This window comes from Clostridioides difficile ATCC 9689 = DSM 1296 (genome assembly GCF_001077535.1).
In the GTDB taxonomy this organism is placed as follows: Bacteria; Bacillota; Clostridia; order Peptostreptococcales; family Peptostreptococcaceae; genus Clostridioides; species Clostridioides difficile.
In genome coordinates this window covers 2,909,231-2,925,694 of record NZ_CP011968.1, presented here as the reverse complement: position 1 = coordinate 2,925,694, position 16,464 = coordinate 2,909,231, and the positions used below count along the sequence as shown (strand labels likewise).

The window sequence follows — 16,464 nt, the reverse complement described above, 5'->3', positions numbered from 1 at the left end:
TTCAAAAAAACAGAAATATAGTATATAATTATAAAGTTAAGAGTTATCGTAGGCAATGTATATATAACGGTATACATTGCCTTTTGTTGCTAAGAGAATATAGCTAAGGTTTTAAAGGAGGAGTTTAATAATGGAGTGCTTAACAATAAAAGAGTTAGTACTTGCAACTAATGGGAAGTTAATATATGGAGATTATAATGACTGTGTAAGTGATATAGTTATAGATAGCAGGGAGGCAAATGCCCAAAATGCATTTGTAGCCATAGTTGGAGAAAATTTAGATGGGCATACATTTATGAAGTCTGCATATGATAGTGGATGTAAAACTTTTATAAAAAATGAAAGTAATGGAATAAAATTAGAAAGTTCGGATATAAATTTAATAGAGGTAAAAGATACATCTTTGGCTCTAGGAGATATTTCAAAATACTATAAAGAAAAATTTGATATTCCATTTATAGGTGTTACAGGTAGTGTGGGAAAAACTACTACTAGAGATATGATTTACTCTGCCATATCTGCAAAGTTAAATATACTAAAAAATGAAAAAAACTTAAATAATCATTTTGGAGTTCCATTGACTTTATTTAATCTAAATAAAGAACATGAGTGTGCTGTAATAGAGATGGGTATGTCTGGATTCAATGAAATAAAATATTTAGTGGATATAGTAAATCCTAAAATTGCAGTCATATCGAATATAGGATTATCACATGTAGAAAAACTAGGTTCACAAGAGGGTATTTTGAAAGCAAAGATGGAGATTACTTCAAACTTTGATGAAACAAATACTTTAATTGTAAATGGAGATGATAAGTTTTTATCTACATTAAAAGAAAAAGAACATGCATATAAGTTAAAAACATTTGGCTTTAATAAAAACAATGATGTTTATTGTGAAAGTTATACTATGGAAGAGGATAGTTTAACATTTATATGTGTAATAAATGGGAAAAAAGAGGAAATATTTATACCAACAATAGGAGAACATAATATATATAATGCAATGTCTGCTATATTAGTTGGTTTGTGTCTAAATATTTCTTTAGATTATATAAAAAAAGGTTTAAAAAATTTTAAAGGGACAAAAATGAGATTAGACATAATAAAAAATGAAAAATTAACAATAATTAATGATTCATATAATGCTAGTCCAGATTCTATGGATGCTGCTTTAAAGATACTTGGAAGATATAAAGGTAGAAGGGTAGCGATACTTGGAGATATACTAGAAATGGGTGAAATTTCAGAGTATGGTCATAGATTAGTTGGAAAATCATCTATGAATAATACTGATATTATAATAACTATAGGTGAAAATTCAGTGTTTATTGGAGAAGAAGCAAAACAATTAGGATTCAATTCAGCCAATATATATCACTTTGAGAATAGAGAAGATGTGTTTAACAAGTTAAATGAATTAGTAAAAACAGGAGACACTATTTTAGTAAAAGGCTCAAGAGGCATGAGATTAGAAAAAATAGTCGAATATCTAAATAAATAAGCTTAAACTAATGAGTTAATTGACAAGGGAGAGGAGTTTTATGATGTTAGGAATAACAGAGCTTACGTACACCGCATTGATTGCGTTTTTAATAGTAATTATAATAGGACCAATATTTATACCAATGCTTAGAAAATTTAAATTTGGTCAGACAGTTAGAGATGATGGACCCCAAACACATCTAGCTAAAAACGGAACACCTACTATGGGTGGAATTATAATGATTGTTGCAATTCTAATAACTGGACTTACAAGAGTAAAAGTTAGTCATGATATGGCAGTAGGTCTTATATGTATTGCAGGTTTTGGTTTTATTGGCTTTTTAGATGATTTTATAAAAATAAAGCTAAAAAGATCACTTGGACTAAAAGCATATCAAAAAATAATCCTTCAAGTTGCATTATCTTTTTATGTTGCTTTTTATCAGTATACATCATCATCAAGTGCTTCACAACTTATGATACCATTTACAGATTTTGTGATAAATGTTGGAATATTATATATACCAATAATGATGTTTATAATCGTAGCAATAGTAAATGCTGTAAACTTGACTGATGGATTAGATGGATTAGCATCAGGAGTAACATTAATAGTTTCTGTATTCTTTATGCTATTTGCAAGTTCTATTGCTGGAAATACAGAAGTCGCAGTTTTAGCAGCAGCAACTGTTGGAGCATGTTTAGGTTTCTTAGGATTTAATTCATATCCGGCTAGAGTGTTTATGGGCGACACAGGTTCAATGGCATTAGGAGGTGCAGTTGTAGCATTTTCAGTTCTAACTAACTCAGTGCTTATAATACCTATAATTGGAGGAATTTATTTTGCGGAGGCTCTATCAGTTTTGATTCAAGTTGGATATTTTAAGGCAACAAGAAAGAGATTCTTTAAGATGGCTCCAATACACCACCACTTTGAACAGTGTGGTTGGCCAGAAACAAGAGTTGTATTTATTTTTTGGATTATAACAGTTGTTTTAGCTTGGATAAGTATAATAGCAGTATTTTAGGGCTAGGGGGAATGAAAAATGGACTTAAAAGGAAAAAAAGTTTTATTAGTAGGACTTGCAAAAACTGGTATATCTACAATTAAACATTTAGATAAATTGGGTGCAAGTATAATCGTAAATGACATAAAAGATGAAAATAAATTGAGAAATATACTTGATGAATTGAAATCTATAAATGACATAAAATACATATTAGGACATCACCCAGAAGATGTAGATGATATAGATATGGTTGTAGTGTCTCCAGGTGTACCACTAGACCTACCATTCATATTGAAATTAAAAAATTCAGGCAAGTATATAATTGGTGAGGTAGAATTAGCTTTTAAACTATCGAATAATCCAATTTTTATAGGGATTACAGGTACAAATGGAAAGACAACTACAACTAGTTTGGTAGGAGAAATTTTTTCAAGAGCAAAACGAGATACATATGTAGTTGGTAATATAGGAAATCCTGTAATAGATACTATAGAAACTTCAAGTGAAGAGTCTGTGTTAGTAACTGAACTAAGCAGTTTTCAGCTTGAGAGTATAGATGAATTTAGACCTAAAGTAAGCGCAATATTAAATATTACAGAGGACCATTTAAATAGACACCATACTATGGAAAAATACATAGAAGCAAAGGCAAATATATTTATGAACCAAACTGTTGAGGATTTCTGTGTATTAAACTATGATGATGAGATAGTAAAATCTTTAGCTGATAAATGCAATGCCAAAGTAATTTACTTTTCAAGAACTAAAAAAGTAAATGGAGGAGTATATTTAGAAAATAATGACATAATAATAGATATAGATGATAAAATCAAATTTCTAAATAAAGATGATGTAAGTTTACCTGGAGGTCATAACTTAGAAAATTGTATGGCAGCTATAGCAATAGCATATGTCTGCAAAATTGATTTAGAAGTTATAAAGGACGTACTTATGACATTTAAAGGAGTGGAACACAGACAAGAGTTTGTAAGAAATTTAGACAATGTAATATATGTAAATGATTCAAAGGGAACTAATCCAGATTCCACTATAAAAGCTATACAGTCTTATGATAGACCTATAATACTTATAGCAGGGGGGATGGATAAGGGAAGTAATTTTGATGAACTTCTTGAAACTGCAAAGTCATATGTTAAATCATTGGTCTTATTAGGAGAAACTGCATCAAATATAGAAAATTGTGCTAAAAATAAAGGATTTAATGACATACATATAGTAAAAGATATGGAAGAAGCAGTTAAGACTTCTTATGAAATTTCAAAAAGTGGAGATATAGTGCTTCTTTCACCAGCTTGTGCAAGTTGGGATATGTATGAAAGTTTTGAAGTAAGAGGAAAAGACTTCAAAGATAATGTAAACAATTTAAAATAATCTCTTACCTCTAAACTTACTTAAATGGAAGAATGGAGGTAGATTAGTTGGATGCCTAAAGAAAATTTGAAAAAACAAATTGACATAAGGATGAAGACTGAATTTGATGGAGTAGTGTTTTACACTACTATGCTTTTAGTATTTGTAGGAATAGTTATGGTGTTTAGTGCAAGTTTTATACAATCTTCATTTAAACACAATGATGCGTACTATTTTCTAAAAAAGAATGTAATATATGCTGTACTTGGATTTATAGTTATGATTATTACATCAAGAATAGATTATAGTTTTTGGAAGAAAAATGCTACAGCAATTGGAGCTATAGCAGTAGTATTATTATTGTTAGTTTTGACCCCTTTAGGGATAGAAGCAAACGGAGCAAAAAGATGGTTGGGAATAGGAGCTTTAACATTTCAACCTGCAGAAATCGCAAAGTTTGCTACAATAATATTAACTGCAAAATTAATTGAAAAAAATTATGATAAAATAAAATCTTTGACAAAAGGTGTTGTACCACTTCTCGTAGTTCCAGGGATATTTTTTGCGTTGATAATACTTCAGCCAAATTTGTCAACAGCAGGTACTGTAATTCTAGTTACTTTTGTAATGATATTTGTTGCTGGAATGGATATGAAAATTGTATTTGCTATGATAGGGAGTGGGGCTGCTTTATTTGCTGCATTAGTAATTGCTGAACCCTATAGACTTAGTCGTGTTACATCATTTTTAGACCCTTTTCAAGACCCTCTTGGTAAGGGGTATCAGGTAATACAAGGTCTATATGCACTAGGTTCAGGTGGATTGTTTGGTCTAGGCTTAGGAAAGAGTAAACAAAAGTATTTTTATATACCAGAGCCACAAAATGACTTTATATTTGCTATAATAGGAGAAGAGTTAGGATTGATTGGTTGTATAATAGTTATTATGCTATTTGTAGTTTTAGTCTACAGATGTGTAAGAATAGCTTTGAAGACTTCTAATGTATTTGCTTGTATGGTTGTTATAGGTATAGGTGCACAAATTGGAATACAAGCAGCTTTAAATATAGCAGTTGCGACATCATCAATGCCAGCTACAGGTGTAGCACTACCATTTATAAGTTATGGAGGAACTTCACTCACCATCTTTATGGGAGCTGTAGGAATAGTGTTAAACATCTCAAAGCATGTCAAAATTAATTAACAGGAGATGATGATTTGATGAAAGTTTTATTATCAGGCGGTGGAACTGGAGGGCACGTGTATCCAGCTATAGCTATTGCAAACAAAATAAGAGATGAGCATCCAGACGCTGAGATAATTTTTGTTGGGACGGAAAAGGGAATAGAGTCAGAAATAGTTCCTAAGTATGGATTTGAATTAAAGACTGTAACAGTTCAAGGTTTTAAGCGAAAAATAGATTTCGATAATGTAAAAAGAGTTTTTAAGCTTTTTAAAGGTTTGGAGCAATCAAGAAAGATTGTTAAGAAATTTAAACCAGATATAGTTATAGGAACTGGTGGATATGTTAGTGGACCTGTTTTATTTAATGCATCTATGGGGAAAATACCAGCCATAATACATGAGCAAAATTCTTTTCCTGGTGTAACTAATAAGATTTTATCTAAAACAGTTACAAAGGTACTTACAAGTTTTGAAGATTCGCATAAAAGATTTCCAGAGGCAGCAGAAGATAAATTAGTTTTTACAGGAAATCCAGTTAGAAAAGAAATTTTATTATCAAGAAAAAATATTGCAAGAAAGAATCTATCAATAAGTGACGAAAAAAGAATGGTACTTTGCTATGGTGGTAGTGGAGGTTCAAGAAAAATAAATGATGCAATGAGACTTGTAATAAAGAATATGGTAAATGAAGATATAGCTTTTATATTTGCTACAGGCAAAAGCTATTATGATGAATTTATGGGAAGTATTAGCGATATAAATCTTAAACCATACCAAAAAGTTGTGCCTTACTTAGAAGATATGGCAAATGCACTTGCAGCAAGTGATTTGGTTATAGGTAGCGCAGGAGCAATTTCATTAGCTGAGATAACGGCTCTTGGAAAGCCATCTATAATAATACCTAAAGCTTATACTGCTGAAAATCATCAAGAGTATAATGCCAAGAGTATAGAAAAACAAGGGGCAGGAATTGCTATTTTAGAAAAAAATCTAACTCCAGAGAGCCTAAATACAGCAGTATTTAAACTTTTAGGAGATAGAGAACTTTTGGTTGATATGGCAAATGCAAGTAAAACTATAGGTAAGCCTGAAGCCATAGACCTTATATATGATGAGATAATGAAAGTATACAATTCAACACAAAAGTCAACTTCTAAAAAAACAAAAAAAGAAAAAGTTATTAAGGAAGTAAAAGAAATAAAAAAAGAAACGACTCCAAGTATAGAAGGTCAAGCTAAGGTAATAGGAATAAAGAAAAGATAAGTAAATATTTACCCCTAATTTATAATATATTAGATTTTCTAAATTATTATAAATTAGGGGTTTATTTGTATGTATACAGATTTAAATATATAAATAGTATGTAGTATGCTATGTTTATTTTGATGAAATATTGATTTATTTATAAAATTTAATACCTTATTTGGATGTTATGTAATAAAATGCAAAAATTTGACTTTAAATATTATAATTTTTTTGTAGGAAAAACAAGCTCTAAAGGTGTATTTATTAACCAAAGGGGTTGATTATATTTGAAAAAAAGAAGAAAGTTAAATACGAATAATGTCATGATAGTTTTAGTTTTTATACTTATGTTATCTTTTTGTATATGTATAATTGTAAAAAGTGATTTATTTGATGTAAAGAAAATAGATGTAATTGGAAATAAGAGGGTGACCAAATCAAATATAATGAAAGAACTAAATGTAAATCTAAATGAAAATATTTTTGCATACAATTTTAAAGATATGAAAAATAAACTTATAAAAAATCCATATATAGAAAATGTGGAAATAAAAAGAAAACTTCCCAATAAGATAATTATAAGCTTAAAAGAAAAAGAAATATTTGCAGTATTAAAAGATGAAGATAATTATTGTTATATAGATAAAAAAGGAAATTTATTGGAAGAACTAAGAGGTTCTAATGAAAGTAAAAAAGACTTGATAGTAGATGTAGATTATAGCATTGATGATAATAAATCTATAAAATTTAAAAATTATAAAACTAAGGAGAATGTATTTAAAACTTTAAATTATTTAAAAGAAGAAGGAATTTATAGAAAAATAAATTATGTAAACTTAAAAAAAGAAAGCAATATAGAAATGCTTACAAGAAGTAATATAAAAATCTTACTTTCTAATGATGATAACTTAGATTATAATATATCTAGGGTAAGTAAAATTCTGATTGACCTGCAAAATAAAAATACTAATGGAGGGACTATAAATCTTAACTATGGAAAGTTGGCAGTGTATAGTCCAGAAGGATAGACAATTGTAAGGAAGTGATATATTGAAAAAAAGATTTATAAATAAAAGTATAATCATAGGAAGTATTGTATTGGGTGTTCTTGTTAGTTTACAACTTAAAATTATTAATATAGAAAATAGAGGGATGACAACTTTTAAAAGAGGAGAGCAACTTACAGAAGAACTTAAATCTTTAAAAAAAGAAAAAGAGAATCTACAATCAGAAGTTAATAGTGTGAAGAAAGATATAGAGAATTATAGAGGCAAAAATAATGAAGGAGAACAAGACATACTTAAGTCAGAAATAGAAAAATATGAAACATTAGCTGGATATACAGATGTTGAAGGAACAGGCATAAAAATTGAGATAAATTCTACAAAAGACTTAGGAAACTCTGATAAAAATGATAGTATACTATATAATTATGATTTATTATTGTCAATGATAAATAAGTTAAATTCAGCACAAGCAAGTGCCATATCTATAAACGACCAGAGAATAGTTTCTAATACATATATGTATTTAAAAGAAGACAAGCTTTATATGAATGACACTGTCATAAAAGAACCAATTATAATAAAAGCAATTGGTGATTCTGATACATTGGCTTCGGCACTTAATATAAAGTATGGTATTGTCTGGGAAATAGAAACATATTATAATGCCAAAGTAAAAGTGACCAAAGAAGACAATATAGAAATAAATGGTCATAGTGATATAAACAAAGCAGAGGGGAAATAATAGTATGAAAAAGAAAATAGTTATATTAGGAGCATTCATATTAGGTGTTTTCATATCAACTTATATAAAATCACTAGACCCAAATAGAGTATACATAACATTAGGTCAAACTGAAAGTATTGAAAGTGAGGTAGAAAATACAAAAAAAGAAATAAAAAACTTAAAAGAAACTCTTAAAAAGAACAAAAAAACTTTGAATGAATATAAAGAAGCAAAAAAGAATGGAAATGAATCTATCCAAACACTTATGCAAAAAGAGCTTGAAGAAGTTAAAGAATTAAGTGGTTATTCAACTATTACAGGGCCAGGCATAACTATTACTATGAGGGATAGTGAGAGAGAATTAAAAGACGGACAGAATCCAAACGATTTGATTATACATGATATAGATATTTTGAGAGTTTTAAATGATTTAAAAAAGGCTGGAGCAAGAGCAATTTCTATAAATGGAGAAAGAGTACTAGCAACAAGTAAGATAAAATGTTCAGGAGCTACTATTACAGTAAATGATACTACATATGGACAACCATTTATAATAAAAGCTATAGGAGATATAGATTTATTGAGTGCAGCTATAAACTCTCCAGAATCATATGCTAAATCTCTTAAGGATATATATGGAATTAATATAAAAGTTCAGGAAAATAATGGAAATAAAGTGAATTTATTTGCAAAATAAAACGAAAAATACAAAAAAATAAAGAAAAAGTAAAAAAAATTAATAAAAAGGATTGTAATGTAGTTGTGTTTCAAAGTAAAATAAAGAGGTGAAGATTTATGTTATGGGTTTTAGGAGGATTAGCATTTGGTGTAGTAGTAGGTTACTATATTCCATTTACATATTCTATGGATTATTCCATATATATGTCAGTAGCTATTCTTGCAATAATGGATTCTATTTTTGGAGCGATAAAATCCAATTTTGAAGATAACTATGATAATGTAATTTTTATTACTGGTTTCATAGGTAATGCTATATTGGCTATATTATTGACTTATATAGGAGAAAAGTTAGGAGTTTCTCTTTACTATGTTGCTGTATTAGTTTTTGGTATGAGATTGTTTAATAACTTATCTATAATTAGACGATATATTATTAGTAATATTATGAATAAAAAACGTAAAAATTAAAGAGCATTTAATATATACGTAAATTATTTTATACTTAAAGAGTAATATTTGACAATATAAGTAAGAAATTTAAAAAGGAAAATTTACGTTTTTGTGGAATATGTTACTTAAAGGTTAACAAAATAAAAGAAGAAAATGATATAATTAATACATACGATAACTTTGAATCATGAGAGAAGGGGGTTTATGATGCTAAACTTTGACGTAGAATTAGAAGAATGTGCACAAATTAAAGTAATAGGTGTAGGTGGCGGTGGAAACAATGCTGTCAATAGAATGGTAGAAGCTCAACTAAAAGGCGTTGAATTTATATCAGTAAATACAGATAAACAAGCTTTATATACATCAAAAGCTGAATATAAAGTTCAAATAGGAGAAAAACTAACTAGAGGACTTGGAGCAGGAGCAAATCCAGAAGTAGGAAAAAGAGCTGCTGAGGAGAGTAAAGATGAAATAGTAAAGTTACTTCAAGGAGCTGATATGGTCTTTGTAACAGCCGGAATGGGCGGTGGTACTGGTACAGGAGCTGCTCCAGTGGTTGCAGGCTTGGCAAAAGAAATGGGGATACTTACAGTAGGTGTAGTTACCAAACCTTTTGCATTTGAAGGTAAGATAAGAATGAAGAACGCTGAAGGTGGAATAGCAGAACTTAAATCAAAAGTAGATACTCTTATAACGATACCAAATGATAGACTTTTACAGATAGTACAAAAAAATACATCAATGTTAGATGCTTTTGCAGTTGCAGATGATGTATTAAAACAAGGTATACAATCAATTTCAGACCTTATAGCAGTTGAAGGGTTAATAAACTTGGACTTTGCAGATGTTACTACTATAATGAAAGACAAGGGACTTGCTCATATGGGTATAGGTAGTGCTAGTGGTGAAACTAGAGCAATTGATGCTGCAAGACAAGCTATTCAATCTCCACTTCTAGAAACATCAATACAAGGAGCTAAAGGAGTACTTCTTAATGTTACAGGTGGTCCTAACTTAGGATTATTTGAAGTTAATGAGGCATCAACTTTAGTTATGGAATCCTGTGACCCAGAAGCAAATGTTATATTTGGAGCTTCTATAAAAGAAGATTTAGGTGATGAAATAATGATTACAGTAATCGCGACAGGATTTGAAGGATTACAAAATGGTGCCTTAGATTTAGATACTAAACCTAAATCAAGCATACGTTCTTCATTAAATACAACAGTAAAACAAGCTGTAAAAGAAATTGAAGAAGAAGTAATTGCTGAGGAAAAAATAGAGCCTCCTAAAAAGGCAAGTATAATTGAAGAAGATGATGATGAGAGCATGGAGATACCTACATTCCTAAGAAGAAGAAGATAATATGTAAGCTTATAAAGAAGTCAATAGACTTCTTTTTATTTTGTTCAATTTAGATAGTTAGTTTGTGGCTAGACTTAAAAATATTTTTAAATATTGATAAAATTTAAAAAGTAAGTTTTTAGTATGAATTAAATCTAATAGGTATAGAAAAAAAATATAGTTATAGGAGTTAGTATAGTTTTTTATGATTAGACAAGAGTAATCTTATTTGTTAATATTAAATCTGAATTAAATGTAAACATTTGAGGAAAAAGACAAATTAAAGTCTGAAAGGGGATTAAGCATGATTAAACTAAAAAAGGTTCTTTCTTTAGTTATGGTAGGGATTCTATCAGTATCAATTCTTGCAGGATGTTCAAAAAAAGAAGATTCTAAAGGCAAAGAGGGTAAAGAAAAATTAGTTGTATGGTCTGCACCATTAACAGACCATGATGCAGATGCATGGAAGCCGATATTTGAAAAATTTGAAAAAGAAAATAACTGTGAAATTGAATTTCAGATAGTACCATGGGATAACTACGCAGAAAAATATGCAACAGCAATAAGTGCAGGTGAAGGTCCAGATATAGGATACATGTATGCAGAGATGTTTCCTCAATTTATAGAAATGGGTGCGGTAGAAGATTTAACACCTTATTTAGAAAAATCAGGAACTTCAGATAATTATCTATACTTAGATGATGCAAAAATGATGGGTGGTATTTATGGTTTACCTATAGAAGCTGCTAATCCAGGCGTATTGTACTACAATAAAGATATACTAGAAAAATTAGGAGAAAAACCTCCAAAAACATGGGATGATTTTAAAAGAATCTGTGAAAAAGCAACAAAAGATACTGATGGAGATGGAAAAATCGACCAGTGGGGTCTTGCACAAGGTTGGGGTTCTAAAGTATTTGGAAGCTTAAACTGGAACTGGTATCCGTATTTATGGCAAGCTGGTGGAGATATATATAATGATGATTTAAAATCAGTTAAATTTAATAATGCAGAAGGCTTGAAAGCTGCAAACTTTATAAATGATATGAAAAAGTATATTCCAGAAGATGCTTTATCAAAAGATAGTAATGAAATGATTGAAAGTGTATTTGGACCAGGAAAAGCTGCATTTACTATAATGCTATCCTCTGCTGCTACAAGTACTTTTGATAAATCATTCCCGGATTTAAACTGGGGATATGTAACATCATTAGAAGATAAGACAGTTGGAAGTTTTGCTTCAGTAGATGATTTAACATTAATGTCAGCATGTAAAAATAAAGAACTTGGATTTAAACTTCTTGAGTATATGCTAAGCAAAGAATCAATGGAAGCTTTCCACAAAGAAATACCTAGAGCTCCAGTTGCTAAAGGTGAAAAATACCAAGGAGACCCAAGATTTGAAGAAATGGTGACAAGAGATAAACATATGTATAGACCATTGACAGTTGGACCTCATGGAGTAGAGATATATGAATATTTATGGAAACAACTTCAAATGATGATAGCTGGAGACATAACTCCAGAACAAGCACTAAATGAATCTGCAAAATATGCAAATGGATTACTAGCACAATAATTTATATTTGAATTTACAGACTATATAATTTGATTTTATATAAGTAAAAGATTTACTTGATATATTATTAAATTATGTAGTCTTTTTTTGTAAATATACCAAAAGTAGAGCGAATAACTTCTACCTAGATATATTGGATTCTACAAAAAAGTCTATTTGTTTGGTATTAAAAAAATATCTTTTGACGACATAAAGTATAAGACATATATCATTGTTCTTTTTAAATAGAATTTGTTTTGGATTCGACCATCAAAAGTGACATAAAATTTTGTACATACTATCTTATAATATGTTTAAAGGTTTTAAGGGGGGATACATGGTGTATATTGAGTACTATGTTATAGAAAACCTAGTAATAAATTATATTATTATAAGTTGTACTTCTATTCTTACTAAAAGATATAATCCTAAAAAAAATAAGTTATTGGGGGCTAGTTTAGGAGGTGCCTATTCTGTTGCTTATTTGTATCCATCAATGAATATACTATTTACTGTACCATTTAAAATAATAATCATGAGTATAATAACTTTAATTTCATTTAGAAGTAAGAGCAAAAAAGATTATGTTCATGTAGCGTTAGTTTTTTATCTAGTAAACATTTTTATTTCTGGAAGCACTTATTTTATAATTTATTTTACAGGAATAAGTCACTTAAAAATATCTTTCTTAATTGCATGTACTTATGTGAGTTGTGAATTATTAAAATACATTTATAAAGATTTGAAAATGCTTAAGTACATTAAGGAGCTTACAAAGACTATAAATATAAACTTACTAGAAAAAAGTTTTTGCTGTAAGGCTTTAGTAGATAGTGGTAATTTGTTAAAAGACCCAATAAGTCAAAGTGATGTAATAATAGTTAAGTCTAGTGTGTTAGAAGGATTTATTCCAGAAAAACTATTAAATATTAATTATGAAGATATAGATATGAAGAAAGCACAAGAAATTATAGGAAGTTTAGATGATAAAACTTCAGGTAGAGTTAGAATAATACCTTATAAACATGCTGGAAGTAATAAGACAAGCATAATAATAGGCTTAAAAGCTGACTATATAGAAGTAGATGAGCAAAAGATAGGAAATATAATACTTGGTATTTCAAATTTTAATGATAGAGAATATGGAGCAATAATGAATCCAAATATATTGCCTGGATTTTAGGTGAAAATTTAAGGGGGACAAGGAATGTTACGATTGAAAGAAAGAATAATAAGCTTTATTACTATGTTAGGTATTAAATTAAAAATAATAAAGCCAAAGGGAATATACTATATGGGAGGGGCAAATATACTTCCTCCTCCATTGAAACCAGAAGAAGAAATGGAGCTTTTACAAAAGCTAGAAACGGATGAAAGTGTAAAGTCAATTTTAATAGAAAGAAATCTTAGATTAGTAGTCTACATATCGAGAAAATTTGAAAATACAGGTATAGATGTAGAAGATTTGATTTCAATAGGAACTATAGGTTTGATAAAAGCAGTTAATACTTTTAAACTGAATAAAAATATAAAATTGGCAACTTATGCTTCGAGATGTATAGAAAATGAAATATTAATGTACTTAAGAAAAAATAATAAAAAGAAAACAGAAGTATCATTTGATGAACCTTTAAATATAGATTTAGATGGAAACGAACTTTTATTATCTGATGTATTGGGTACAGAAAATGATGAAATATACAAAATAATTGAAGAAGAAATAGATAGAGATTTGTTGGTTATGGCACTTGACAGATTAAGTGACAGAGAAAAGCAAATTATGGAATTAAGATTTGGTCTTATTGATAAAGGTATTGAAAAAACACAAAAAGAAGTTGCTGGAATGCTTGGAATATCACAGTCCTACATATCTAGACTTGAAAAGAAAATAATCTCAAGGTTGCAAAAAGAAATGAAAAAATTTGTATAATGATAAATTAATTCTTCTTAAAAAGTATAAAAAAATTGGAAATGTAAATAATTTCAATAGATGAATACTTTTGAGAGAGGACTGAAAATATATGCAAGTTAATAAGGTTGAAATATGTGGTGTTAATACATCAGAACTTCCAGTTCTTAAAAATAAGCAAATGAAGGAACTTTTATTACAAATAAAAAATGGTGATGAAGAAGCCAGACAACAGTTTGTAAGAGGGAATTTAAGATTAGTCTTGAGTGTAATAAAAAAGTTTAACAACAGAGGAGAAAATATAGACGATTTATTTCAAATAGGTTGTATTGGTCTTATAAAAGCTATAGATAACTTTGATTTAAGCCAAAATGTAAGGTTTTCAACTTATGCTGTTCCTATGATTATAGGAGAAATTAGAAGGTATCTAAGAGACAATAACCCAATTAGAGTAAGTAGGTCATTAAAAGATATAGCATATAAGGCACTACAAGTTAGAGAAAGATTAATTAGAACAAATTCTAAAGAACCTACAGTATCAGAAATAGCAAAGGAATTAGAATTAGAAGTAGAATCAGTTGTAATGGCACTTGATGCCATACAAGACCCAATATCTCTGTTTGACCCAGTATATCAAGACAATGGAGATGCAATATTCGTTATGGATCAGGTTCAAGATAAAAAAGATACTGATGAAAATTGGTTGCAAGAAATATCACTTAAAGAAGCTATTAAGAAATTAAATAGTAGAGAAAAGTTGGTATTAGATTTAAGGTTTTACAAAGGAAGAACTCAGATAGAAGTTGCTGATGAAATCGGTATATCTCAAGCACAAGTATCAAGAATTGAAAAAAATGCTTTAAAGAATATGAGAAAATATGTATAAGTAATCCATGGACTGTAAACATTATTTTAATTTAAATGACCTATATAGGTCATTTTTTTTTACTTCGATACATATTTATTTTTAAAGAAAGGGTGAGTACAATATGATTAGAGTTTCTGATATAATGGAAAAAGAAATTATAAATGTAAAAAATGGAAAAAGGATGGGGTTTATAATAGACATAGACATGGATATTCACGAAGGTAAGGTAGTCTCATTTACCATTTTTGGAGATGGAAGTAGAAGTTTTTTTTCAAGAGGAGGGGATGAAGAAGTTATATTTTGGAATGATATACTTAAAATAGGTTGTGATACAATAATAGTAAATATAGGTTCAGAATTAAGCTTAGATGAGTTTGAGATATAGTTAAACAAAGGAGGAATATAGATGCAATGTCCTTATTGTAATTATAAAGAATCAAAGGTAATAGATTCTAGACATACAGATTTAAAATCTATCAGAAGAAGACGTGAGTGTGAATCATGTAAAAAGAGATTTACTACGTATGAGAAAATAGAAACAACTCCTTTAATGGTCATTAAAAAGGATAATAGTAGAGAATATTTTGATAGAGAAAAGATAAAATATGGATTGTTAAAAGCATGTGAAAAAAGACCTGTTTCTATTGACGAGATTGAAAGTATTGTTGTACATATTGAAAATGAAATAAATAAATGTTTTATAGAAGAAATTGAAACCAAAAAAATCGGTGAGATGGTAATGGATAAATTGAAAGAGTTAGATGAGGTTGCCTATGTAAGATTTGCTTCTGTGTATAGACAATTTAAAGATATAAATACTTTTGTAAATGAACTTAAAAGTATACTGATAGAAAAAGGAGACAAATGATGAAAGATTATATAAATATAAAAAATGTACAAGATATTAAAGAGTATGTTAATTTAAGTGGTAATTGTGAAGAACTTGATGAAAAATTAAATTCTGTAAATCTAGTTATAACATGTAAGAATATAGATGCAAAAAATAGAGAAGATATGTTAAAAGTATGTAAAGAATGTGATTTGACATTTGAAAATCTAACTAGTAATTCTCAAATACATTCAGATATAGTTAATATAGTCAATAAAGATACTATAGGGAAAAGAAGAGATGGAGATGCACTTATAACAAACTTGGAAAAAGTACCACTTTTACTGTTTACAGCAGACTGTGTACCTATATCAATTATAGATGCTAAAAATAAAGCCATAGGACTGGCTCATGCAGGTTGGAGAGGGACTTTTAGTAATATAGGTCATAAAACAATAAAATTAATGTCTGAATGCTATAAAACAGTTCCTGAAGATTTAGTATGTATAATTGGACCATCAATTGGACCATGTTGTTATGAAGTGTCTGAAGATTTAGTAGAAAAATTTAACACAATTCTTACAAATAATGATGAAAAGTTCTATATAATAAAAGAGGGAAGTTACTATTTAGATTTATGGAAAATTAATGAGTATATGCTTAGATGTAGTGGAGTTAAAAAAGAAAATATAATAAATTTAAATTTATGCACTAGTTGTAGAGCAGATAAATTCCACTCTTATAGAAAACATAATAAGGCATCAGAACGAATAGGAACGGTACTACAGATAAAATAGAG

Annotated in this window: 17 protein-coding genes; all 17 read left to right on the top strand. The window is 28.9% G+C overall.

From position 1 onward, the window contains the following. Positions 1-130 precede the first annotated feature (130 nt). The 17 genes from CDIF1296T_RS14005 to pgeF all read left to right on the top strand — a co-directional run bounded on the left by CDIF1296T_RS14005 (position 131) and on the right by pgeF (position 16,462). Entirely contained in the window at positions 131-1,504 is a 1,374-nt protein-coding gene (locus CDIF1296T_RS14005; RefSeq protein WP_009897829.1) for a UDP-N-acetylmuramoyl-tripeptide--D-alanyl-D-alanine ligase, read from the top strand. A 40-nt stretch (positions 1,505-1,544) separates the two neighbouring features. After that, positions 1,545-2,513, top strand: coding sequence for a phospho-N-acetylmuramoyl-pentapeptide-transferase (mraY, locus tag CDIF1296T_RS14000; protein WP_003427000.1), 969 nt, complete (start codon positions 1,545-1,547; stop codon positions 2,511-2,513). A gap of 18 nt (positions 2,514-2,531) precedes the next feature. Beyond that, complete coding sequence (murD, locus tag CDIF1296T_RS13995; RefSeq protein WP_004454967.1) at positions 2,532-3,887, top strand: UDP-N-acetylmuramoyl-L-alanine--D-glutamate ligase; 1,356 nt, start codon at positions 2,532-2,534, stop codon at positions 3,885-3,887. Positions 3,888-3,938: 51 nt separating this feature from the next. Beyond that, positions 3,939-5,069 carry a stage V sporulation protein E gene (spoVE, locus tag CDIF1296T_RS13990; protein WP_003426995.1) on the top strand — a complete coding sequence of 377 codons (1,131 nt, stop codon included), beginning with the start codon at positions 3,939-3,941 and terminating at the stop codon, positions 5,067-5,069. A gap of 17 nt (positions 5,070-5,086) precedes the next feature. Further along, positions 5,087-6,313 (top strand): undecaprenyldiphospho-muramoylpentapeptide beta-N-acetylglucosaminyltransferase, encoded by a 1,227-nt coding sequence (gene murG, locus CDIF1296T_RS13985; RefSeq protein ID WP_009893705.1) that lies wholly within the window; start codon positions 5,087-5,089, stop codon positions 6,311-6,313. 269 nt (positions 6,314-6,582) lie between these two features. Beyond that, complete coding sequence (locus CDIF1296T_RS13980; protein ID WP_009897828.1) at positions 6,583-7,323, top strand: cell division protein FtsQ/DivIB; 741 nt, start codon at positions 6,583-6,585, stop codon at positions 7,321-7,323. Positions 7,324-7,345: 22 nt separating this feature from the next. Continuing rightward, positions 7,346-8,044: a DUF881 domain-containing protein gene (locus CDIF1296T_RS13975; RefSeq protein ID WP_018112859.1), complete on the top strand. Its 699-nt coding sequence runs from the start codon at positions 7,346-7,348 to the stop codon at positions 8,042-8,044. 4 nt (positions 8,045-8,048) lie between these two features. Beyond that, entirely contained in the window at positions 8,049-8,723 is a 675-nt protein-coding gene (locus tag CDIF1296T_RS13970; protein ID WP_009897825.1) for a DUF881 domain-containing protein, read from the top strand. A 98-nt stretch (positions 8,724-8,821) separates the two neighbouring features. Further along, entirely contained in the window at positions 8,822-9,175 is a 354-nt protein-coding gene (locus CDIF1296T_RS13965; RefSeq protein WP_004454962.1) for a small basic family protein, read from the top strand. A gap of 189 nt (positions 9,176-9,364) precedes the next feature. Beyond that, positions 9,365-10,522, top strand: a complete 1,158-nt coding sequence (ftsZ, locus tag CDIF1296T_RS13960; RefSeq protein ID WP_009890867.1) for a cell division protein FtsZ — start codon at positions 9,365-9,367, stop codon at positions 10,520-10,522. Between the two features lie 283 nt (positions 10,523-10,805). After that, positions 10,806-12,080: an ABC transporter substrate-binding protein gene (locus CDIF1296T_RS13955; RefSeq protein ID WP_004454961.1), complete on the top strand. Its 1,275-nt coding sequence runs from the start codon at positions 10,806-10,808 to the stop codon at positions 12,078-12,080. 316 nt (positions 12,081-12,396) lie between these two features. Then, complete coding sequence (locus CDIF1296T_RS13950) at positions 12,397-13,242, top strand: sigma-E processing peptidase SpoIIGA (RefSeq protein WP_009897823.1); 846 nt, start codon at positions 12,397-12,399, stop codon at positions 13,240-13,242. A 24-nt stretch (positions 13,243-13,266) separates the two neighbouring features. Continuing rightward, complete coding sequence (gene sigE, locus CDIF1296T_RS13945) at positions 13,267-13,989, top strand: RNA polymerase sporulation sigma factor SigE (RefSeq protein ID WP_003416098.1); 723 nt, start codon at positions 13,267-13,269, stop codon at positions 13,987-13,989. 91 nt (positions 13,990-14,080) lie between these two features. After that, positions 14,081-14,854: an RNA polymerase sporulation sigma factor SigG gene (gene sigG / locus CDIF1296T_RS13940; RefSeq protein WP_003416101.1), complete on the top strand. Its 774-nt coding sequence runs from the start codon at positions 14,081-14,083 to the stop codon at positions 14,852-14,854. Positions 14,855-14,957: 103 nt separating this feature from the next. Then, positions 14,958-15,221, top strand: a complete 264-nt coding sequence (locus CDIF1296T_RS13935; RefSeq protein WP_003416105.1) for a YlmC/YmxH family sporulation protein — start codon at positions 14,958-14,960, stop codon at positions 15,219-15,221. A gap of 21 nt (positions 15,222-15,242) precedes the next feature. Continuing rightward, positions 15,243-15,704 (top strand): transcriptional regulator NrdR, encoded by a 462-nt coding sequence (nrdR, locus tag CDIF1296T_RS13930; protein ID WP_004454958.1) that lies wholly within the window; start codon positions 15,243-15,245, stop codon positions 15,702-15,704. Next, positions 15,701-16,462, top strand: coding sequence for a peptidoglycan editing factor PgeF (gene pgeF / locus CDIF1296T_RS13925; protein ID WP_011861621.1), 762 nt, complete (start codon positions 15,701-15,703; stop codon positions 16,460-16,462). The genes nrdR and pgeF overlap by 4 nt, the downstream gene beginning before the upstream one ends. Positions 16,463-16,464 lie beyond the last annotated feature (2 nt).